The organism is Hymenobacter metallicola (genome assembly GCF_004745645.1).
GTDB classification, from domain to species: Bacteria; Bacteroidota; Bacteroidia; order Cytophagales; family Hymenobacteraceae; genus Hymenobacter; species Hymenobacter metallicola.
On record NZ_SRMB01000002.1, the window covers coordinates 302,921 to 325,034 of the forward strand.

Sequence of the window (22,114 nt, forward strand, 5' to 3'; positions counted from 1 at the left end):
TATCGAAAATTGAAATTCTTGAAAAGAGAAAAGGACTAGCGACGGGGGCCACCCTGACCGCCGCCACGGTTGGCACCACCGGGTGCTCCACCGCCACGACGCTGGCCGCCGCCCTGGCCGCCACGGTTATCACCACCGCCACGGTTTTCACCGCCACGGTCGTTCCGGTCCCGACGGGGGCCACGGTCGCCGCCACGGTCGCCACGCTCACCACGGGGGCCACGGTCGTTGCCGCCGCCACGGGTTTCGTTGCCTTGGTTGGCAGGCTGCTGGTTCGGCGACAAGTCGGGCTTGCCGAATACCTCACCGCGCATGATCCACACCTTGATGCCGATCTTACCATACACGGTCTGAGCTTCCGACAGTGCGTAGTCGATGTCGGCGCGCAGGGTGTGCAGCGGGGTACGGCCTTCTTTGTACTGCTCGGAACGAGCAATTTCAGCGCCGCCCAGACGGCCACCGCACTGTACCTTGATGCCTTCAGCACCCACGCGCATAGCGCCTTGGATAGCCTGCTTCATGGCACGGCGGAAGGAGATACGAGCCTGCAGTTGCTGCGCGATGCTCTCTCCTACCAGCTTGGCGTCGAGTTCTGGACGCTTAATTTCGAAGATGTTGATCTGAACGTCTTTGCTGGTGATCTGCTTCAGCTCGTCCTTGATCTTATCAACTTCCTGACCGCCTTTACCGATTACCACACCCGGACGAGCCGTGTTGATGGTGATAGTGATGCGCTTCAGGGTACGCTCGATTACGATGCGGCTGATGCCACCCTTCGGAATACGAGCGAGTACGTATTTGCGGATTTTTTCGTCCTCAACCAGCTTGTCGGCAAAGTCCTTGCCGCCATACCAGTTCGAGTCCCACCCTTTGATGACGCCCAGACGGAAGCCAACCGGATTTACTTTCTGTCCCATAGTGCTTATGCGGTGGCTTCAGCCGAGGTTTCGTTGGATTTCTTAGCCGAGCTACGACGAGTAGTTTTCTTCGGAGCCTCAGCAACAGCGTCAGTAGCAGGTTTGGTTTCAGCAGCCTGCTTTACAGCAGCCTTGCTACCCAGTGCTTCTACTTTGGTGTCGATGGTCAGCGTCACGTGGTTGCTACGCTTGCGGATGCGGTGACCACGGCCCTGAGGGGCGGGACGCAGACGCTTCAGCTGACGACCTTCATCAACGAAAATCTCTTTGATGTAGAGGTTAGCATCTTCGATACGCTCGTCCTCGTTCTTCTGCTGCCAGTTAGCCAAGGCCGACAGGAGCAGTTTCTCGATTTTCTCAGCGCCCGAGTTAGCTTCGAACTTCAGCAAGCCCAGAGCGCGGGTCACTTTCTGACCACGTACCAGGTTGGCTACCATGCGCATCTTACGAGGCGAGGTAGGCACGTTACGGAGTTTAGCGGTAGCTTCCATATTAGCGCTTGCCTTTATCTTTCTTGGCGATGTGGCCACGGAAGTTACGGGTCGGGGCAAACTCACCGAGTTTGTGACCTACCATGTTCTCCGTTACATACACCGGGATGAACTTATTGCCGTTGTGAACGGCGAAGGTGTGGCCTACGAAGTCAGGCGAAATCATCGAGCGGCGCGACCAGGTCTTCACCACCGACTTTTTGCCGGAATCTTCCATTGCCGTGACTTTCTTCTCGAGCCGGAAGTCAATGTACGGCCCTTTTTTTAGCGAACGTGCCATTGGTTACTTCTTGCCTTTACGGTTAACGATGAGCTGCTCGGAGTACTTGTTCTTGTTGCGGGTCTTCTGACCCTTAGCGAAGATACCGTTGCGGCTGCGGGGGTGACCACCCGACGAACGACCTTCACCACCACCCATGGGGTGATCCACGGGGTTCATGGCTACACCACGAACGCGTGGGCGACGACCCAACCAACGGTTACGACCGGCTTTGCCGAGACGTACGTTCATGTGGTCACCGTTCGAAACCGTACCAACCGTAGCCATGCAGGTAACCAGTACCATGCGCATCTCGCCGGAAGGCAATTTCAGAGTTGCGTATTTCTCTTCGCGAGCTACGAGCTGAGCATACGTGCCAGCCGAACGAGCGATAGAAGCACCGCCACCGGGCATCAACTCGATGTTATGCACGATCGTACCCAGCGGAATTTCGCGCAGGGACAGAGCGTTGCCAACTTCGGGAGCCACGCCAGGGCCCGATACTACTGTGGTGCCTACTTCCAGACCAGCGGGCGCGATGATGTAGCGCTTTTCGCCGTCGGCGTAGCTCAACAGAGCGATGCGGGCAGTGCGGTTCGGATCGTATTCAATCGTCTTGACAGTAGCTGGAACACCAGCCTTGTCACGCTTGAAATCGATTACCCGATACTTCTGCTTGTGACCACCACCGATGTAGCGGTTGGTCATTTTTCCGGATTCATTCCGGCCACCGGATTTTTTCAGGGGTGCCAACAGCGACTTCTCCGGCGTCGACGTCGTAATCTCGTCGAAGCCCGGTGCGATGCGGAAGCGCTGACCCGGTGATGTTGGTCTTAGTTTTTTGAGTGCCATTTTATCTTAAAATGCGCGTTTCGTCGGTTGCCCGACCTTAGATACCGTTATAGAAGTCGATTACGTCGCCTTCTTTCACGGTTACAATAGCCTTTTTCCCGTGGGGGCGACGACCCGAAACGGAGCCGCCCTTGGTGAATTTCGACTTCAGCTTGCCGTTGGTGCGGATCGTGCTAATGCCCGTTACCGTTACCCCGTACAGAGCCTCGATTTCCTTTTTGATCTGAACCTTGTTGGCGGTGCGCTCTACTTCGAAAGCGTACTGACCTTTCTCGTTCAGGGCCGTGGCCTTCTCGGTCACGATAGGTTTCTTCAGCGTGCTCATTACTCAGCGGTAGTATAGAGTTGTTCCAAGGATTTCAACCCGTCTTCCGACAGCAGCAGGGTGTCCGTGTTCAGCAGGTCGTGGGTGTTCAGGGCTACGGGGGTAGCAACCTTCACGCGCTGGATGTTACGGGCCGAGAGCAGCACGTTCTTGTCGGCTTCAGCGGCAACGAACAAGGTTTTCTTGCCGTTGTTGAGCTTCAGACCGTTCAAGATCGAGAGGAAATCTTTCGTTTTGGGAGCGTCCAGGGAGATGTTCTCCACCAGAGCAACCTTGCCATCCTGGGCCAGTACCGACAGAGCGGACAGACGGGCCAGACGCTTGGTCTTTTTGTTCAGCTTGAAGCCGTAGTCGCGGGGCTCGGGACCGAATACACGGCCACCGCCAACGAAAACGGGCGACTTCATGCTGCCGGCGCGGGCACCGCCCGTACCTTTTTGTTTCTTGAGCTTCTTCGTGGTGCCGTGCACCTCATTGCGCTGCTTCGACTTGTGCGTACCCTGGCGCTGGTTGGCCAAGTACTGCTTCACGTCGAGGTACATCACGTGCTCGTTCGGCGTGAGGCCGAAGATGGCGTCGGACAGGGTTACCTTGCGGCCGGTGTCCTCACCTTTGATGTTATATACTGACAGTTCCATCTCGCGTTATTTTTCCAGGACCACGTAAGAGTTCTTGGCACCGGGAATAGAGCCGCTTACCAGAATCAGATTCTTGTCGGCTACTACGCGCATTACTTTCAGGTTCTGCACTTTTACCCGGTCGTTGCCCATACGGCCACCCATGCGCATTCCTTTGAATACGCGCGAAGGCCAGGAGCAAGCACCGATAGAACCAGGGTGACGCAGACGGTTGTGCTGACCGTGGGTCTGCCCGCCTACACCGGCAAAGTTGTAGCGTTTTACTACGCCCTGGAAACCTTTACCTTTTGAGGTGCCTACTACGTCCACGAACTCGCCTTCTTCGAAGAGGCTCGCGTCGATGGTGGCGCCTGCTGCGTACGTCGATTCCGCGTCGAGGCGGAATTCAACCAGCTTTTTCTTGGGGGTGGTACCGGCTTTGGCGAAGTGACCGGCCAGAGCCTTGGTCGTGTTCTTCGCTTTTTTCTCGCCGTAGCCAACCTGAACGGCGGTGTACCCGTCGTTGGCCAGCGTTTTAACCTGCGTCACTACGCACGGACCCGCTTCGATGAGCGTGCAGGGAATGTTTTTCCCGTCCGGAGTGAAGAGGCTTGTCATACCGATTTTTTTACCGATGATGCCAGGCATTCTGTTAGATTTTATGAAAAGACGCAATAAGAAAACGCCCAAATAGCGTTTTCGGAATGGGAGTGCAAAGCTAGCAAATAGTTAGGGCATAATCCAACCCCGCTCCGAAATATTTTCAGAATCATGTAGTTGGCTTCCGCGAGCGGCTATTATCTCAGTTTCAGCGGCTTCCCAGCAATGGGTATCCTGGTTGTAAGCACTGCACAAAGAGGCCCAACTCAAGCCCGGTGTTAGCGGGCCACAGTTGGGCTCCCCAAAAGTACAATACCGCCTGCCTTCACTATGCAGGTCGCCAGTTATTCATTCGTTCACGGGCAGACATCAGACCGTTTAGTCCTAATAGAATAAAGAAGAGCGAGTAGGTAAGCCCAATCTGGGTTTCAAGGGTGTACTCAACCAGAAAGGAGAGAGAAACAATACCGTACTGAATTACAACCAATGGAGCGAAGCGCGGCCACGTCCACAGCAGAGGATAGTAGAAGCAAAGAGTAAATACCACAACTCCCACCAAGCCGAAAGCCACAGCTAAGTAGATGAATTGGTTGTGCGGCTGAATATAGGATTCAGGCCGGATGACTGGGTAATCCTGACTGTAGTGCACGGCCATTTCATCAGCCATATCTGCCTTGCTAACTCCAAACCAAGGATTTGCCTTGATGATTTTTGCCGCCACCTTATAAGAGTAGACCCGAGCTACCAGCGAATAGTTATTCGCCGCATCCGTGTTGTCGACCTTGCTTAGGTCTTCCTGAGTATTGACAAACTTGTTTCGAAAAGTTGGAAAGCTGCCGTAGCTAATAACAGGTAGTAACACCAACGCTACTGCTACCAAAGCAGCATGGCGGTAAGCTTTTGCCTTGAAAAGTAACCAAGCTATTACTACTACTCCTACTGCATAAAACGTAACCAAGCCACTTCGGACAGCCAGCAGATGCTGAAACAGCGCAAGCCAAACTATAGCCCCTAATAGCAGCCAACGGCTAAGCTGCGTTAACTGGTTGTCAAAACGAAGCAGCACAACTGTTGCAGCCGCAGCGAGGGTGACCATCAGACTGAACCGTATATGGTCAGGCTCCGTCGGCATAATCTTCGAATGAAGATACATTTCATTGATTTCGGCCTGATGCAGCAAGTAGTTGCCAGTGGCAGCCAGCGCCGCGGTTACGGTGCAGCCAATAAACAGCAACCAAAGCATTTTTAAGTAGTGCGCGGGCAGCCCCGGCAGCAACCAGAACGCCAGCGGCAGTAATAGAAACGGGGACTGCAATACTACGTCTCGGCTGTACTCCTTCATATTGGTGGCCTCCGTATTCAGGCCGGCTGCCGCATGGATAAAAAAGACGGCTGCCACAGCGGCGTATGGTCGCCAATCATTTCTTCCTCCTACTGGCTGTTGATGCAGCACTGCGTAGGCTATAGCCGTCAGGGTGATGCCGGCAATACCAATACTGGGGAGTATGCGGAAATACTCAGCAATGAACAACCCCACGATAATGAATGAGCAGAAAACTGCCGCGGCAATGGTAAGACGTGGAATTGTCAGAACTGACTTCATAGGGAAAGAATAGGAGCAGAAAATGTCGGCTTGTTTACGAATAGAGATTAACTCAACGGTGCAAGTTGGCAAGTATATATAAGAAAACACCCCACCTGCTCGAAAACAGATGGGGTGTTTATCTTACTTATTTATTGAAACCGGTCCTCAGACTTTGATTTCAACGTCAACGCCGCTGGGCAGTTCAAGCTTCATCAGGGCGTCTACCGTCTTCGACGAAGTCGAGTAGATGTCCACGAGGCGCTTGTAGGTGCAGAGCTGGAACTGCTCACGCGACTTCTTGTTCACGTGGGGCGAACGAAGAACGGTGAATTTTTCCTTGTCGGTCGGCAATGGAATTGGACCGCTTACGATAGCGCCCGTAGCCTTCACCGCCTTCACAATCTTCTCCGACGATTTGTCCACCAAGTTGTGGTCGTAGGATTTGAGTTTAATGCGAATTTTCTGGTTCATGTCTGTAATGTGGAAGCGGATTAGCGAATGGCGTTACCCTTTTGCTTGGCGATGATGCCTTCGGCGAGGTTCTGGGGAACCTGGTCGTAGTGCGAGAACGTGAGCGACGCCGAAGCGCGACCCGACGAAATCGTACGCAGTGCCGTTACGTAGCCGAACAGCTCCGACAGTGGAACGTCAGCCTTGATAACGTTAGCACCACCTTTGGTATCCATGCCTTTCATGATACCACGACGACGGTTCAAGTCACCCGTTACGGAACCGGTGTACTCATCCGGCGAAACTACTTCAACGGCCATGATAGGCTCGAGCAGTTTTGGACCAGCCTGACGGCCGGCTTCGCGGAAACCACCACGGGCCGCGAGTTCGAACGACAGGGCGTCCGAGTCAACGTCGTGGTAGGAACCAAAGAACAGACGCACACGCATGCCTTCGATGGGGAAGCCAGCCAGCGGACCGTTCTTCATGGCTTCTTCGAAACCTTTCTGAACGGGAGCAATGAATTCGCGGGGGATAACACCACCGGTGATATCGTTTACGAACTCCAGACCTGGCTTTTCGGGCTCGGTCAGTTTCGGACCAAGTTCGAATACGATGTCGCCGAATTTACCACGACCACCCGTCTGCTTCTTGTAAGTCTCGCGGTGTTCAACCGTTTTGGTCAGCACCTCTTTGTACGCTACCTGCGGAGCACCCTGGTTGATTTCCACCTTGAACTCCCGACGCATACGGTCGATGATGATTTCGAGGTGAAGCTCACCCATCCCTTTCAACACGGTCTGGCCGGTTTCGGGGTCGGTCTGAACAACCAGCGTGGGGTCTTCTTCCACGAGTTTGGCAATAGCCATACCCATCTTATCCACGTCAGCCTGAGTTTTGGGCTCAATGGCGTAGCCGATAACGGGCTCGGGGAACGACATCGACTCCAGTACTACGCGCGACTTCTCGTCGGTCAGCGTGTCACCGGTTTTGATGTCTTTGAAGCCAACACCAGCAGCAATATCACCGGCTTGAATCTTGTCGATGGGATTCTGCTTGTTGGAGTGCATCTGCATCAGGCGCGAGATACGCTCCTTCTTGCCGGTGCGGTTGTTGAACACGTACGAGCCAGCGTCGAGCTGACCGCTGTAGCAGCGGAAGAAGCACAGACGGCCTACGAACGGGTCGGTAGCAATTTTGAATGCCAGAGCGGTGAAGGGCTCGTCGTTGTCGGGGTGACGCTCCACTTCGGCGCCCGTGTCGGGGTCAGTACCGATGATGGCGGGCATGTCGAGCGGCGAGGGCAGGTAAGCCATTACCGCGTCCAGCATAGCCTGAACACCTTTGTTTTTGAAGGCCGAGCCGCACATTACGGGCGAGAACTTCATGTCGATAACCGCTTTGCGGATTACCGTCATCATTTCCTCGCGGGTGATGCTGTCCGGATCGTCGAAGAATTTCTCCATCAACGTATCGTCGTACTCAGCAACGCTTTCCACGAGCTTCTCGCGCCACTCGGCTACCGTGTCCACGAGGTCTTCGGGAACGGGAACTTCGCTGTAGGTCTTGCCCTGGGTAGCGTCGTCCCACACGATGGCTTTGCCAGTCAGCAGGTCAACTACACCCTTGAAGGTATCTTCGGCACCGATCGGGATTTGCAGCGGCACGGGGTTAGCGCCGAGCTTGTCCTTGATTTCGGTTACAGCCTTGAAGAAGTCAGCACCGGCCCGGTCCATCTTGTTGACGAAGCAGATGCGGGGCACCTTGTACTTGTCAGCCTGACGCCATACGGTCTCCGACTGGGGCTCTACACCCGATACGGCGCAGAACAGGGCCACGGCACCGTCCAGCACGCGCAGCGAACGTTCTACCTCGACGGTGAAGTCCACGTGACCGGGGGTGTCGATCAGGTTGATTTTATATTGCTTGGTCTCCGGGGTAGGGTCGCCCTGTACGGTAGGATAGTTCCAGAACGTAGTAGTAGCAGCCGACGTGATGGTGATACCACGCTCCTGCTCCTGCTCCATCCAGTCCATCGTGGCGGCACCTTCGTGCACTTCCCCGATTTTGTGGGTCTTACCGGTGTAGTAGAGAATGCGCTCCGAAGTCGTGGTCTTACCGGCGTCGATGTGCGCCATAATCCCGATGTTCCGGAGGTATTGCAGGTCTTTATTAACAGCCATTGCTTTTATGGGGGTCTTAGATACTTAGGGCCTTAGGGTCTTGGGCTACTCAACAGAACAATCCGTTAAAAAAATCCAAGTCCCTAAGACCCCAGGTGCCTAATCTCTATTGTTAGAAGCGGAAGTGCGAGAAGGCCTTGTTGGCTTCGGCCATGCGGTGGGTGTCGTCCTTCTTCTTCACGGAAGCACCTTCACCTTTAGCAGCGGCAATGATTTCGCCGGCCAACTTGTCCTTCATGGTTTTCTCCCCACGACGACGAGCGTACTGAATCAACCACTTCGAACCTACGGCAATACGACGGTCGGGACGAACTTCGATCGGCACCTGGAAGGTAGCACCACCTACGCGGCGGCTCTTCACTTCTACGGTCGGCATCACGTTGTTCAGCGCCTTGCGCCACATTTCGAGGCCATTCTCCTTGGTGCGCTGCTCAACTAGTTCGCAGGCATCGTAGAAAATACCGTAGGCCAGGTTCTTCTTTCCGTCGTACATCATGTAGTTGACGAAACGAGTTACCAGGGTCTCCTTGTACTTAGGATCGGGAAGCAGGATGCGCTTCTTTGGTTTTGACTTTCTCATGAGTTTAGATATGAGCGGGGTGTAGCGGGAAGTGGGATAAGAACCATGTGCTATCCAACACAGCGCGCTACTCCACTCCTATTCAATTACTTTTTCTTGCCGGGTGCTGGTTTGCCGCCTTTGCCCGTAGCAGCAGGCTGACCTGGCTTGGGACGCTTGGCGCCATACTTCGAACGACGCTGGGTACGGCCGTTTACACCGGCAGTATCAAGGGCGCCACGGATGATGTGGTAACGTACACCGGGAAGGTCTTTCACCCGGCCACCACGGATCAGCACGATGCTGTGCTCCTGCAGGTTGTGGCCTTCACCAGGGATGTAGGCGTTAACTTCTTTGCCGTTGGTGAGGCGCACGCGGGCAACCTTACGCATAGCCGAGTTCGGCTTCTTCGGCGTGGTGGTGTACACCCGGGTGCAAACGCCACGGCGCTGCGGGCACGAGTCAAGAGCCGGCGACTTCGACTTCGTCGTCAGCTTCTCGCGGCCTTTTCGTACTAATTGGTTAATGGTAGGCATCTACGGAATGGTTTGTCAAGGAGGGTTCTCTCCCAAAAAATTAGGCTTGCAAAGGTATAAAAGTTGCTCGGAAATAGCAAACAGGTTGAAATAGTTTGTTTTAGGAAACAGCTGAAGCGCATCTTCCGGTCAGTTCCAGACTTCTGCCAAACGCAAAAAAGCCTTATAGACTCGTCCATAAGGCTTTTTCAGGGTAAATACGTTCGTTGCTGCGGAGCCTTTTGCTTGACGTCCTTCCCGTCATGTCACTTGACTCAGCTTGCTCTTCGCGCCCTAATTTTGCATTCAACGAAGAAGCGGCTTCTATCTTCCCGATAAAAGCCGCTTCATACACTGTATTATTCTGAGTTTCTAGGCCTCCCCCATCGTGCCGCCGAAGCCCATGGGGTAGCTGGGCATGTCGTTTTGCGCTTTAATTGGGCCGAACGTCTGCTCGAAGCGCTCTACATTATCGGCCAGGGCCGATAGCAGCCGCTTGGCATGCTCAGGCGTGACGATGATGCGGGCTTTGACCTTGGCTTTGGGCACGCCCGGCATCAGACGAATGAAGTCGATGACGAATTCACTGCTGCTGTGCGCTATCATGGCCAAGTTGGCGTACTCGCCCTCGGCTATGGCTTCGGAGAGTTCAATGTTAATAGCATTGGGGTCCTGAGGGCCGGGAATTTCTTGGGGTTCGTTCATGAGCTGGGATTGTTCTGAGTAGGGTAATAGCCCTTATACTTCGAAAGCTACTAAAAAGAAAAAGCCGACCAGATTTCTCCGGTCGGCTTCTCCTAATCATTCCTCAGCTTAGTCAGCCGATACTTCACGCTTGGCACGCGAGGCGCGGGTCTTCGGCTCGGGAGCCTCCGACTTGGCGGGAGCCGTAACCTCGGGCTCATCTTTCGACCCCACGACCTGACGCGTGTACTCGCGCAAGCCGGTACCGGCCGGGATGAGGTGACCTACGATTACGTTCTCCTTCAGGCCCAGCAGTTCGTCGGCCTTGCCACGGATGGCAGCTTCCGACAGCACCTTGGTCGTCTCCTGGAAGGATGCGGCCGAGATGAACGACTGAGTACCCAGCGACGCCTGGGTGATACCCTGCAGCGTAGGACGAGATACGGCCGGCTGTGCTTCGCGCACTTCCACCAGCTGCAGGTCCCGACGACGCAGCGAGGAGTTCTCGTCGCGCAGGCGACGGGCACTCACAATCTGGCCAGGCTTCAGGTTCGTCGAATCGCCGGCATTCGTTACCACCTTCATGTCGATGATGGTATCGTTTTCTTCCATGAAGACGATTTTGTCGATAACCTGGTGCTCCAGGAAGGTCGTGTCGCCGGCATCCAGAATCACAACTTTCTGCATCATCTGGCGAACGACCACCTCGATGTGCTTATCGTTGATCTTCACACCCTGCAGGCGGTATACTTCCTGAATCTCGTTCACGAGGTATTCCTGCACGGCGCCGGGGCCCTGAATGCTCAGGATATCGGAAGGCGTAATGGCGCCATCCGACAGCGGCATGCCGGCACGGATGAAGTCGTTGTCCTGCACCAGGATGTGCTTGGACAGCGGCACCATGTACTTCTTCTTGACCCCGTCTTTCGACTCGACGAAGATTTCGCGGTTACCACGCTTCACCGTACCGTAGGTTACTACACCGTCGATTTCCGACACAACAGCCGGGTTCGAGGGGTTACGCGCTTCGAAAAGCTCGGTAACGCGGGGCAGACCACCGGTGATGTCACGGGTTTTGCCCACGGCGCGGGGAATCTTAGCCAGAATGTGACCAGCCTTGATTTTCTCGCCGTTCTCCACGTTGATGTGCGAACCTACCGGGATGCTGTACCCACGCTGCCCTTCCTCGGCGTCCTTCTTCCCAGCCTTCACGATGATGGAGGGGTTCTGGGCCTTGTCGCGGCTTTCGATGATTACCTTCTCGCGGTGACCGGTCTGCTCATCCGACTCCTCACGGTAGGTCACACCTTCCGTAATAGCGTCGTACTGAACGGTACCATCAAACTCGGCCAAGATAACGGCGTTGTAAGGGTCCCAGTTGTTGAGCTCCTGGCCTTTCTCTACCTCCTGGCCTTCGTTGACCAGCAGGAACGAGCCGTAGGGCACGTGGTTCGAGATGTAGACCTTACCGGTGCCTTTTTCTACAATGCGGATTTCGCCCGAACGACCCATTACTACTTTCACCGGCTCGCCTTCGGCGTTTACGGAGTCAACAGTACGGATGTCTTCGAACTCAATCACACCGGCGAATTTGGCGCGCAGGCTGGCTTCAACGGCAATGTTAGAAGCCGTACCACCTACGTGGAAGGTACGCAGCGTGAGCTGGGTACCGGGCTCACCAATCGACTGGGCGGCAATTACACCGACAGCTTCCCCTTTCTGGACCATGCGGCCCGACGACAGGTTACGGCCGTAGCACTTGGCGCAGATACCACGCTTCGATTCGCAGGTCAGTACCGAGCGGATTTCCACCGACTCGATAGCCGTAGCATCGATGCGGCGGGTGATTTCCTCGGTGATTTCGCTACCGGCGGGCAGGATGACCTCGTCCGTGATGGGGTCCACGATGTCGTGAACGGCCACGCGGCCCAGGATACGCTCAGCCAGGGGCTCCACGACGTCCTCGTTGTCCTTCAGGGCGAAGGTTTCGATACCGCGCAGCGTACCGCAGTCGGTTTCGTTTACGATTACGTCCTGCGACACGTCTACCAGACGGCGAGTCAGGTAGCCGGCGTCAGCCGTCTTCAGAGCCGTATCGGCCAGACCCTTACGGGCACCGTGGGTCGAAATGAAGTACTCGATTACGTCCAGGCCTTCTTTGAAGTTCGACAGAATCGGGTTTTCGATAATCTCGCCTACCGAACCCTGCAGCGACTTCTGGGGCTTGGCCATCAGACCCCGCATACCGCCGAGCTGACGAATCTGCTCACGTGAACCACGGGCGCCGGAGTGCATCATCATGTAAATCGAGTTGAAGCCCTGGTTCTCCTTTTCGAGGCGACCCATGAGGGTTTCAGTGATTTGGTTGTTGATGCGGGTCCAGATGTCGATAACCTGGTTGTAACGCTCGTTGTCGGTAATCAGACCCATCTGGTAGTTCTGCGTAACGGCCTTCACGTCGTTCTGCGCTTGCAGAACCAGGGCATCCTTCTCTTTCGGAATCTGGATGTCGCCCAGACCCATCGACAGACCACCTTTGTAAGCCGACTGGAAGCCCAGCGTCTTGATGTCGTCGAGGAACTGTGCGGTGCGGGCCATGCCGGTCCGCTTGAACACCATCGAAATGATCTGCTGCAGTTTTTTCTTGGTCAGCAGCTCATCTACGAAGCCTACTTCGGTGGGCACGAGCTGGTTGAACAGCACGCGGCCGGCTACGGTCTCGATGATCTTCGTGACGAGGTTATCGTCCTCGTCGCGAACCTGCGTGCGCACCTTGATATAGGCGTGCTTCGAGAGTTGACCTTCGTTGAGGGCAATAACCACTTCCTCGTCCGAGTAGAACATGCGGCCTTCGCCCTGAATCTTCTCGTCGTCGGTGCTGCGCTTGCCTTTCGTTACGTAGTACAGACCCAGAACCATGTCCTGCGACGGTACCGCAATGGGCGCGCCGTTGGCCGGGTTCAGGATGTTGTGCGAGGCCAGCATGAGCATGGAGGCTTCCAGGATAGCGGCCGGTCCCAGGGGAACGTGCACAGCCATCTGGTCACCGTCAAAGTCAGCGTTGAAGGCCGTACACACCAGCGGGTGCAGCTGAATAGCTTTACCCTCGATGAGGCGGGGCTGGAAGGCCTGGATACCCAAGCGGTGCAGCGTAGGAGCCCGGTTCAGGAGCACTGGGTGGCCTTTCAGCACGTTCTCCAGGATGTCCCATACCACGGCGTCCTTGCGGTCCACAATCTTCTTGGCCGACTTCACCGTCTTCACGATACCACGCTCAATGAGCTTGCGGATGATGAAGGGCTTGAACAGCTCGGCGGCCATGTTCTTGGGCAGACCGCACTCGTGCAGCTTCAGCTCAGGACCTACCACGATTACCGAACGGCCGGAGTAGTCGACGCGCTTACCGAGCAGGTTCTGACGGAAGCGGCCCTGCTTGCCTTTCAGCATATCGGACAGCGACTTCAGGGCGCGGTTGCCTTCGGCGCGCACGGCGTTTACCTTGCGCGAGTTGTCGAAGAGCGAGTCCACGGCTTCCTGCAGCATGCGCTTCTCGTTCCGCAGAATCACCTCGGGAGCCTTGATTTCGATCAGGCGCTTGAGGCGGTTGTTCCGGATGATAACGCGACGGTACAGGTCGTTCAGGTCGGAAGTGGCGAAACGGCCACCATCCAGCGGCACGAGGGGGCGCAGTTCCGGCGGAATCACCGGCACCATGCGGATTACCATCCACTCGGGCTTGTTCTCGATGCGGGTAGCCGCGTCGCGGAACGCTTCTACGACGCGCAGACGCTTCAACGCTTCAGCCTTACGCTGCTGCGAAGTTTCGTGGGCGGCGGAGTCGCGGAGGCTATAGGAAAGCTCGTCGAGGTTGGTGCGCTCCAGCAGCAGCTGCAGGGCATCAGCCCCCATCCGGGCAATGAATTTATTGGGGTCCTCGTTGGGCAGCATCTGATTCTCCCGGGGGAGCTTGTCGATGATGTCGAGGTATTCGTCTTCGGTGAGGAAGTCGAGCTGCTGTACGCCTTCTTCAGCCAGTACACCGGGCTGAACAACTACGTACCGCTCGTAATAGATAATCTGGTCGAGCTTCTTGGTGGGCAGGCCCAGCAGGTAGCCGATTTTGTTTGGCAACGACTTGAAGTACCAGATGTGCGCTACGGGCACCACCAGTTCGATGTGGCCCATCCGCTCCCGACGTACTTTCTTCTCGGTCACCTCCACGCCGCAACGGTCACAGATGATGCCTTTGTAGCGAATCCGCTTGTACTTGCCGCAGTGGCATTCCCAGTCCTTTACGGGACCGAAAATCCGCTCGCAGAACAGGCCGCCCATTTCGGGCTTGTACGTCCGGTAGTTAATGGTCTCCGGCTTCACAACCTCGCCGTTCGACCGCTCCAGGATGGATTCGGGCGAGGCCAGCGAAATGGTGACTTTCGAGAAGTCCTGTACCAGTTTTTTGTTTTTTGCAAACGCCATGTAGTAGAGCTGTTAGCTGTTGGCTTTGTGGCTGCCTTGAATGATCGGCTCTTCTTAAGAGGAGTCCGAAAAACCAAAACAGTTCGACTCTGATAAAAGTGCTCTGCCGGTCGGATAGGTACGCCAAGCAGCAGGTTTCAGCAGGTCTGATGGGTAAGAGCCCGGGTTTTGGCAAACCCAAGCTTTTGCGGTCAACCTCGGCTGGCTGCTTATGTCGTTCTGACCATATCTCGGAACGACGCCGGCCGCAGTTGGTATCGGTTGCCCGATCCGCGGTATTATCTATCGTATAAAGCCCGAAATAGGAGTTGCCGATACCGGGGTACCAACAACTCCTAATTTCTAAGTGGCTTTAGTCAAGCGTGATTTCCAGGGCCAGACCGCGCAACTCGTGGATGAGTACGTTGAATGACTCGGGGATATTCGGCTTGGGCAGAACGTCGCCTTTTACAATGGCTTCGTAGGCCTTGGCCCGACCAATCACGTCGTCCGACTTCACGGTCAGGATTTCCTGCAGCACGTTCGACGCACCGAAGGCTTCCAGGGCCCACACTTCCATTTCACCGAAGCGCTGACCACCGAACTGGGCCTTACCACCCAGCGGCTGCTGCGTGATGAGGGAGTACGGACCGATGGAGCGGGCGTGCATCTTGTCGTCGACAAGGTGACCAAGCTTCAGCATGTAAATCACGCCTACCGTTACCGGCTGGTCGAACTGCTGACCGGTCAGACCGTCGTGCAGGTACGAGCGGCCGAAGTGGGGCAGACCGGCTTCCGCCAGTTCCTTCGATACTTCCTCTTCGGTAGCACCGTCGAAAATCGGGGTAGCGTAGGTGCGGCCCAGCTTGAGGCCGGCCCAGCCTAGTACGGTTTCGTAGATCTGACCGATGTTCATCCGGCTTGGTACACCCAGCGGGTTGAGCACGATGTCCATCGGCGTACCGTCGGCCAGGAAAGGCATATCCTCATCGCGCACGATGCGGGCTACCACACCCTTGTTACCGTGACGACCGGCCATTTTATCACCCACCTTCAGCTTGCGCTTCTTGGCGATGTAGACTTTGGCCAGCTGTACGATACCGGCGGGTAGCTCATCCCCTACTTCCAGGGTAAACCGGTCACGCTTGAAACGAGCCGTGATGGTGTTGCGGCGCTTGGTGTAGTTTTTCACCAGTTGCAGCAGCATGCCGTTCACTTTCTCGTCGGCGGTCCAGTTCTCCAGGATCAGGTCCTTGAACATGTTCACCTCTTCCGGTACGGCGTAGTTGCTCTCGTCCTTGTAAGGGTTCTTGTCGGGGAAGAGGGCATCGGTGATGTTCTTCTTACCAAATTTCACACCCTTGGTCAGGATTTCGTCGCCAAACTTGTGCTTCACGCCTTGCGACGTCTTGCCTTCCAGCAGCTGCACCAGCTTGTCGATCATCACGGCTTTCACCCCGCGGAGTTCCTTAGCGTAGGAATCCTTCAACTCTTCTACTTCCTTCTTCGACTTGGCCCGCAGGTTTTTGTCTTTCTTCGGACGCGAGAACAGCTTGGTGCCGATTACAACCCCGTTCAGGGATGGTGGCGCCTTAAGCGAGGCATCTTTCACATCGCCGGCTTTGTCACCGAAGATGGCGCGGAGCAGCTTCTCTTCCGGAGTCGGGTCCGTCTCGCCCTTGGGCGTGATTTTACCGATCAGAATGTCGCCTTCCTTCACCTCAGCACCCAGACGGATGATACCGTTGTCGTCGAGGTTGCGCACGGCTTCTTCGCTTACGTTCGGAATTTCCGACGTCAGCTCTTCCTCGCCACGCTTGGTTTCCCGCACTTCGAGTTCGAACTCCTCAATGTGAATCGAGGTGAAGATGTCGTCGCGAACAACGCGCTCCGAAATAACAATGGCATCCTCGAAGTTGTAACCCTGCCAGGGCATGAAAGCCACCTGCATGTTACGACCCAGGGCCAGCTCACCGTTGTTGGTGCCGTAGCCTTCGCACAGCGGCTGACCTTTCGTTACGCGCTGACCGCGCTTCACGATGGGGGTCAGGTTGATGCAGGTATCCTGGTTGGTCCGACGGAACTTGATCAGGTCATAGGAAACCCGCTCGGCGTCAAAGCTCACCAGAATGTCGTCCTCGGTCAGATCGTACTTCACGACGATCTTGTTGGCGTCAACGTAGTCGATAACCCCGTCACCTTCGGCTACTACCAGCGCACGCGAGTCAATAGCGGTACGGCCTTCCAAGCCGGTGCCCACGATGGGCGCCTGCGGACGGAGCAGCGGTACGGCCTGACGTTGCATGTTCGAACCCATCAGGGCACGGTTGGCGTCGTCGTGCTCCAGGAACGGAATCAGCGAAGCAGCCACCGATACAATCTGGTTCGGGGCTACGTCCATGTAGCTGTACTCGTCGGGACCTACCACGGGGAAGTCACCTTCGAAACGACCTTTTACCAGCTCGTTGATGAAGTTACCGTTCTCATCGATGCGGGCGTTAGCCTGGGCAATGTGGTGGGTATCTTCTTCTTCGGCGGTCAGGTATTTTACGTTCGAGCTGGTATCCACCTTGCCGCTCTCTACCGTGCGGTAGGGCGTTTCGATGAAGCCCATCGAGTTCACGCGGGCGTGCACGCACAGTGACGAAATCAGACCAATGTTCGGTCCTTCCGGCGTTTCGATGGTGCAGAGGCGGCCGTAGTGGGTGTAGTGAACGTCTCGCACTTCGAAACCAGCCCGCTCGCGCGACAGACCTCCCGGCCCCAGAGCCGATACGCGACGCTTGTGCGTCACCTCGGCCAGCGGGTTGGTCTGGTCCATGAACTGCGACAACTGGTTGGTGCCGAAGAACGAGTTGATTACCGACGACAGCGTCCGGGCGTTAATCAGGTCAACGGGCTTGAAGTCCTCGTTGTCACGCACGTTCATGCGCTCCTTGATGGTACGCGCCATACGGGCTAGGCCGACGCCAAACTGGGCGTACAGCTGCTCGCCTACGGTCCGAACCCGACGGTTCGACAAGTGGTCAATGTCGTCGACTACTGCCTTCGAGTTGATCAGGCCGATCAGGTACTTCACGATGAGCACAATGTCCTCGTTGGTCAGTACCCGAGCTTCCCAGTTCTTGTCGAGGCCCAGCTTCTTATTGATACGGTAGCGGCCTACGTCCCCGAGGTCGTAGCGCTTATCCGAGAAAAACAGCTTTTGGATGATGTCACGAGCAGTTTCTTCATCGGGAGCTTCCGTGTTCCGGAGCTGACGGTAGATCTGCTCAACAGCTTCCTTCTCCGAGTTGGAGTTGTCTTTCTGCAGCGTGTTGTAAATGATTGCGAAGTCCGCAATGTTCACATTTTCGCGGTGCAGAATGACCGACTTGGCGCCAGCATTCAGGATGGTGTCGATGTCCTCTTCCTCGATGGTCGAGTCGCGCTCCAGCAGCACTTCGTTCCGGTCGATAGATACCACTTCCCCGGTATCCTCGTCCACGAAGTCTTCAGTCCAGGTGCGCAGCACCCGGGCAGCCAGCTTACGGCCAACGGCTTTCTTCAAAGCCTTCTTCTCAGCCTTCACCTCTTCCGACAGCCCGAACAGGTCCAGAATGTCTTTGTCGGTGCCGTAGCCGATGGCGCGCAGCAGCGTGGTAACCGGGAATTTCTTCTTCCGGTCGATGTAAGCGTACATCACGTTGTTCACGTCCGTGGCAAATTCAATCCACGAGCCTTTGAACGGAATAATACGGGCCGAATACAGCTTGGTGCCGTTGGTGTGCTTGCTCTGGGCAAAGAACACGCCGGGCGAACGGTGCAGCTGCGAAACGATAACGCGCTCTGCCCCGTTAATCACGAACGAGCCCTTTTCGGTCATGTAGGGGATGTTCCCCAGGAACACTTCCTGCTCAATCGTTTCGAAATCCTCGTTGTCCGTATCGTTACAGATCAGGCGCAACTTGGCTTTCAGCGGAACCGAATACGTCAGACCACGGTCGATGCACTCGTCAACCGAATACTTCGGCGGATCGACGTGGTAGTCCATGAACTGCAGTACAAAGTTCTCGCGGGAATCCGAGATGGGGAAGTTCTCGGCGAATACCTTAAACAGGCCTTCGTCGGTGCGGCTTTCGGCCGCCGTCTCCAACTGGAAGAAATCCATGAACGAGCGAACCTGCACGTCCAGGAAATCCGGATACTCGATAACTTTCTTAATCTTGGCGAAATTGATTCGCTCGTCGGCTTTCTGCAAAGCCTGTGCTTTCGGTGTAGCCAATGCGTTGAAGGTTAAAAATGGACACTGAAGCGTACTAAACTATCGGCAAACCCTGCCGCGCCCTCGTCCGTTACCCGTAGGCACAAAAAGCCGCAATGCGGCGTCTGGGGGCAATCTGGTAAAGATCGTAGCCTACAAACAGGAAAAGACCTGGCTTAGTTGCCAGGCCTATCCTTATTTGTATGAGAAAAAGCGCGGGGCAGCTTACTTAACTTCTACTTCAGCGCCGGCTTCTTCCAGTTGCTTCTTCAGGCCTTCAGCCTCGTCTTTAGCAACACCTTCTTTCAGGGGCTTGGGAGCACCGTCAACCAGTTCTTTGGCTTCTTTCAGGCCCAGACCGGTCAGGTCTTTCACCAGCTTAACTACGGCCAGCTTGCTTGCGCCAGCCGACTTCAGGATTACGTCGAACGACGTCTTCTCCTCGGGAGCGTCAGCAGCAGCACCAGCGCCACCACCAGCTACCATTACGGGAGCAGCAGCAGCAGGCTCGATGCCATACTCGTCCTTCAGGATAGTAGCCAGTTCGTTTACTTCTTTCACCGTCAGGTTAACGAGCTGCTCAGCGAATGCTTTCAAATCTGCCATTTCTGTAGATTGTTAAAAAAAGAGGGGGTTGTTGAATTTGATTTAGGGAGAAAAAGGTAGGGGCAATTAAGCAGCCGCCTCTTCTTTTTCGGAAAGCGTCTTGAGGATGCCGGCCAGCTTGTTGCCACCGCTCGACAGAGCGCTGATAACGTTCTTGGCGGGCGACTGGAGCAGACCGATGACTTCACCGATAAGCTCGTTTTTGCCTTTCAGCGTGCTCAGCGTCTCGAGCTGGTTAGCACCCAGGTAGATGCTGGCGTCGATGTAAGCACCCTTCAGAGCAGGCTTGGGCTCTACGTTCTTGCCGTAGTTCTGCGCCTTATAGAAGTCCTTCAGCAGTTTGCCGGGAGCGTTGCCAGCCTCTTTCGAGAACAGTACACCCGACTGGCTTTTCAGCGCTGCGTCCAGTTCAGCCGTGTCCGTACCCAGCGTATCGAGGGCTTTGCGGATCAGCGTGTTCTTGTACACTTTGAACTCCAGGCCACGGTTGAAGCACAACCGGCGGAATTCGTTGATTTTCGCCACCGACATTCCCGAAGCATCGGTAATGTAGAACGCGTTGTGCGATTGAAACTTTTCGCTCAACTCGTCGACGAGGGCTTGTTTTTCTTCCCGGGTCATATCGTCTTGATTGTGAATTAAGCGGAAGTAACCGTGGTGTCAACCGGAACGGCGGGGCTCATCGTGCTGCTCAGCGTGATGCTCTTGATGTAGGTGCCTTTAGCCGACGAAGGCTTCAAACGCTGGAGCGTCTGGATTACTTCGATGGCGTTTTCAGCCAGCTTCTGGTCATCAAAAGACACTTTGCCGATGCTGGTGTGAATGATACCGGTTTTGTCAACTTTGAAGTCGATTTTACCAGCCTTCACTTCCTGCACTGCCTTGGCCACGTCGGTCGTAACCGTACCCGACTTGGGGTTCGGCATCAGACCACGGGGACCAAGTACGCGACCCAGGCGACCTACTTTAGCCATTACCGACGGCATCGTGATAATCACGTCGATGTCGGTCCAGCCTTTCTCGATTTTCGAGATGTAGTCGTCCAAGCCTACGAAATCAGCGCCGGCAGCGGTAGCTTCGGCCTCCTTGTCGGGAGTAACCAGAGCCAGAACGCGTACGGTTTTGCCGGTACCGTGGGGCAGCGTGGCGACGCCACGAACCATCTGGTCGGCTTTGCGGGGGTCAACGCCCAGACGTACGTCGATGTCAACGGAAGCGTCAAACTTGGTGTAGGTAATGTCCTTCACCACTTTGGCTGCCTCAACAAGGTTGCGTACCTGCGTCAGGTCGTGTTTGGCAAGGGCTTCCTTGCGCTTTTTGCTAACTTGTGCCATCAGTTTTCTTCTCCTTTAAAGTTATTCAGCAAAGGGAGAATCGCCCTTGATGGTAATACCCATGCTGCGGGCCGTACCTGCCACCTGCTTCATGGCCGACTCCACCTGGAAGGCGTTCAAGTCGGGCATTTTCACTTCGGCGATGGTGCGGATCTGGTCCCACGTAACCGAACCTACCTTGTTCCGGTTAGGCTCTTTCGAACCACCCTGGAGCTTGGCAGCTTCCAGCAGCATTACTGGCGCCGGAGGGGTTTTCACCACGAAGTCAAACGACTTGTCGGTGTACATGGTGATCAATACGGGACATACTTGGCCGGCCTTATCCTGGGTGCGAGCGTTGAACTGCTTGCAGAACTCCATGATGTTAAGGCCTTTGCTACCAAGTGCAGGTCCAACCGGCGGCGAGGGGTTCGCAGCGCCTCCCTTTATCTGAAGCTTCAGATAACCTCTAATTTCTTTGGCCATTGGTTTGAAAGGCTTCGGGCTGTATGTCGTAACACAAGCAGCCCTCCGTTTTATTTTATGTGTGCTCTAGTGGAAGCCCCGCCGGCTCAGAGCGAATAACCGACGACGTTCTTTGCAGAAGTTAGATCAGAGAGCGTAGAAACAGGAGGACTCTCCTACTTCTACGCTCTCGTCTGGTACTGTCTGGCTTATGATTCTTTCTCGACCTGGGTGTAGCTCAGCTCCATGGGCGTGCTACGGCCAAATATTTTCACGATTACGTTGAGCTTCTTGCGCTCTTCGAATACTTCCGAAACGTTGCCGGAGAAGCCGCTGAAGGCTCCATCGACAACTTTCACCAGCTCACCTACCACAAAAGGCGTTTCGAGGCTGGCCGTTTCTTCTTCAGCTTCGTCGACAATGCCCAAGATCCGGTTTACTTCGGACAGGCGCAGCGGAATCGGCTTGGTGTTGGTGCTCTTGCCTTCCTTGTCGCTCAGAAAACCAATTACGCCCGGGGTGCTGGTAATAATGTGGTCAACTTCGCCGTGGGTAAGGTCAGCGTGAATCAGGATGTAGCCGGGGAAGAAGTTCCGCTCCCGAACGCGCTTCTTGCCGTTGCGCATCTCGTAAACCTTCTCGGCCGGAATCAGCACTTGGGGAACCAAATCCGAAAGGCCATGCCGGCCAATTTCGGTTTCCAAGTACTGCTTGGCTTTTTTCTCCTGGCCGCTAACCGAGCGCACCACGTACCACTTCAACTCTCCCATCTCTACTGAATTCGATTAACGGAATGAGTTGTAAAACGCTTCGAGGCTCTTATTGAACACAACGTCCATAATGCCTACCACGGCGGCAAACACGAGCGAACCGATGAGCACCAGACCGGCACTCTTCTGCAGTTCCTCAAAAGAAGACCACGTTACTTTGTAACGCATCTCCTCCGTGGTATCGCGGAAATATTTCGTCAGCTTGCTCATGGTGCCGGTTTTGGC

Annotated in this window: 21 protein-coding genes; all 21 read right to left on the reverse strand. The window is 55.3% G+C overall.

What is annotated here, in order from left to right; all coding sequences use genetic code 11:
* Positions 1 to 35: 35 nt before the first annotated feature.
* Complete coding sequence (gene rpsC / locus E5K02_RS12125; protein ID WP_135395061.1) at positions 36 to 917, reverse strand: 30S ribosomal protein S3; 882 nt, start codon at positions 915 to 917, stop codon at positions 36 to 38.
* Between the two features lie 5 nt (positions 918 to 922).
* Positions 923 to 1,408, reverse strand: a complete 486-nt coding sequence (gene rplV / locus E5K02_RS12130; RefSeq protein ID WP_100337284.1) for a 50S ribosomal protein L22 — start codon at positions 1,406 to 1,408, stop codon at positions 923 to 925.
* Between the two features lies 1 nt (position 1,409).
* Positions 1,410 to 1,688 (reverse strand): 30S ribosomal protein S19, encoded by a 279-nt coding sequence (gene rpsS, locus E5K02_RS12135; RefSeq protein ID WP_044515463.1) that lies wholly within the window; start codon positions 1,686 to 1,688, stop codon positions 1,410 to 1,412.
* A gap of 3 nt (positions 1,689 to 1,691) precedes the next feature.
* The gene (rplB, locus tag E5K02_RS12140; protein WP_135395062.1) at positions 1,692 to 2,519 is read right to left on the reverse strand and encodes a 50S ribosomal protein L2; all 828 of its coding nucleotides are present in this window, start codon (positions 2,517 to 2,519) and stop codon (positions 1,692 to 1,694) included.
* A 37-nt stretch (positions 2,520 to 2,556) separates the two neighbouring features.
* Positions 2,557 to 2,844, reverse strand: coding sequence for a 50S ribosomal protein L23 (gene rplW, locus E5K02_RS12145; RefSeq protein ID WP_100337282.1), 288 nt, complete (start codon positions 2,842 to 2,844; stop codon positions 2,557 to 2,559).
* Positions 2,844 to 3,482 (reverse strand): 50S ribosomal protein L4, encoded by a 639-nt coding sequence (gene rplD, locus E5K02_RS12150; protein ID WP_135395063.1) that lies wholly within the window; start codon positions 3,480 to 3,482, stop codon positions 2,844 to 2,846. Before rplD ends, rplW begins: the two co-directional genes overlap by 1 nt.
* A gap of 6 nt (positions 3,483 to 3,488) precedes the next feature.
* On the reverse strand, positions 3,489 to 4,109 hold the full coding sequence (rplC, locus tag E5K02_RS12155) for a 50S ribosomal protein L3 (protein ID WP_100337280.1): 621 nt from the start codon (positions 4,107 to 4,109) through the stop codon (positions 3,489 to 3,491).
* A 280-nt stretch (positions 4,110 to 4,389) separates the two neighbouring features.
* Complete coding sequence (locus tag E5K02_RS12160) at positions 4,390 to 5,664, reverse strand: O-antigen ligase family protein (protein WP_135395064.1); 1,275 nt, start codon at positions 5,662 to 5,664, stop codon at positions 4,390 to 4,392.
* Positions 5,665 to 5,811: 147 nt separating this feature from the next.
* Complete coding sequence (rpsJ, locus tag E5K02_RS12165) at positions 5,812 to 6,117, reverse strand: 30S ribosomal protein S10 (RefSeq protein ID WP_022822123.1); 306 nt, start codon at positions 6,115 to 6,117, stop codon at positions 5,812 to 5,814.
* 20 nt (positions 6,118 to 6,137) lie between these two features.
* Complete coding sequence (gene fusA / locus E5K02_RS12170) at positions 6,138 to 8,279, reverse strand: elongation factor G (protein ID WP_135395065.1); 2,142 nt, start codon at positions 8,277 to 8,279, stop codon at positions 6,138 to 6,140.
* A gap of 112 nt (positions 8,280 to 8,391) precedes the next feature.
* Positions 8,392 to 8,859: a 30S ribosomal protein S7 gene (rpsG, locus tag E5K02_RS12175; protein ID WP_135395066.1), complete on the reverse strand. Its 468-nt coding sequence runs from the start codon at positions 8,857 to 8,859 to the stop codon at positions 8,392 to 8,394.
* Between the two features lie 86 nt (positions 8,860 to 8,945).
* On the reverse strand, positions 8,946 to 9,374 hold the full coding sequence (gene rpsL / locus E5K02_RS12180; protein WP_100337276.1) for a 30S ribosomal protein S12: 429 nt from the start codon (positions 9,372 to 9,374) through the stop codon (positions 8,946 to 8,948).
* Between the two features lie 351 nt (positions 9,375 to 9,725).
* Positions 9,726 to 10,058, reverse strand: a complete 333-nt coding sequence (locus E5K02_RS12185) for a DUF3467 domain-containing protein (RefSeq protein WP_135395067.1) — start codon at positions 10,056 to 10,058, stop codon at positions 9,726 to 9,728.
* A gap of 108 nt (positions 10,059 to 10,166) precedes the next feature.
* Entirely contained in the window at positions 10,167 to 14,513 is a 4,347-nt protein-coding gene (gene rpoC / locus E5K02_RS12190) for a DNA-directed RNA polymerase subunit beta' (protein WP_135395068.1), read from the reverse strand.
* A 352-nt stretch (positions 14,514 to 14,865) separates the two neighbouring features.
* Positions 14,866 to 18,756 (reverse strand): DNA-directed RNA polymerase subunit beta, encoded by a 3,891-nt coding sequence (gene rpoB / locus E5K02_RS12195; RefSeq protein WP_394346420.1) that lies wholly within the window; start codon positions 18,754 to 18,756, stop codon positions 14,866 to 14,868.
* Positions 18,757 to 18,960: 204 nt separating this feature from the next.
* Positions 18,961 to 19,341, reverse strand: a complete 381-nt coding sequence (gene rplL / locus E5K02_RS12200) for a 50S ribosomal protein L7/L12 (RefSeq protein WP_135395069.1) — start codon at positions 19,339 to 19,341, stop codon at positions 18,961 to 18,963.
* A gap of 66 nt (positions 19,342 to 19,407) precedes the next feature.
* Positions 19,408 to 19,962, reverse strand: a complete 555-nt coding sequence (rplJ, locus tag E5K02_RS12205) for a 50S ribosomal protein L10 (protein WP_135395070.1) — start codon at positions 19,960 to 19,962, stop codon at positions 19,408 to 19,410.
* 17 nt (positions 19,963 to 19,979) lie between these two features.
* Complete coding sequence (gene rplA, locus E5K02_RS12210) at positions 19,980 to 20,675, reverse strand: 50S ribosomal protein L1 (protein ID WP_135395071.1); 696 nt, start codon at positions 20,673 to 20,675, stop codon at positions 19,980 to 19,982.
* A gap of 21 nt (positions 20,676 to 20,696) precedes the next feature.
* Positions 20,697 to 21,140 (reverse strand): 50S ribosomal protein L11, encoded by a 444-nt coding sequence (gene rplK, locus E5K02_RS12215; protein ID WP_100337268.1) that lies wholly within the window; start codon positions 21,138 to 21,140, stop codon positions 20,697 to 20,699.
* A gap of 188 nt (positions 21,141 to 21,328) precedes the next feature.
* Positions 21,329 to 21,889 carry a transcription termination/antitermination protein NusG gene (gene nusG, locus E5K02_RS12220; RefSeq protein ID WP_100337267.1) on the reverse strand — a complete coding sequence of 187 codons (561 nt, stop codon included), beginning with the start codon at positions 21,887 to 21,889 and terminating at the stop codon, positions 21,329 to 21,331.
* A gap of 15 nt (positions 21,890 to 21,904) precedes the next feature.
* Positions 21,905 to 22,099 (reverse strand): preprotein translocase subunit SecE, encoded by a 195-nt coding sequence (secE, locus tag E5K02_RS12225; protein ID WP_100337266.1) that lies wholly within the window; start codon positions 22,097 to 22,099, stop codon positions 21,905 to 21,907.
* Positions 22,100 to 22,114: the final 15 nt, after the last annotated feature.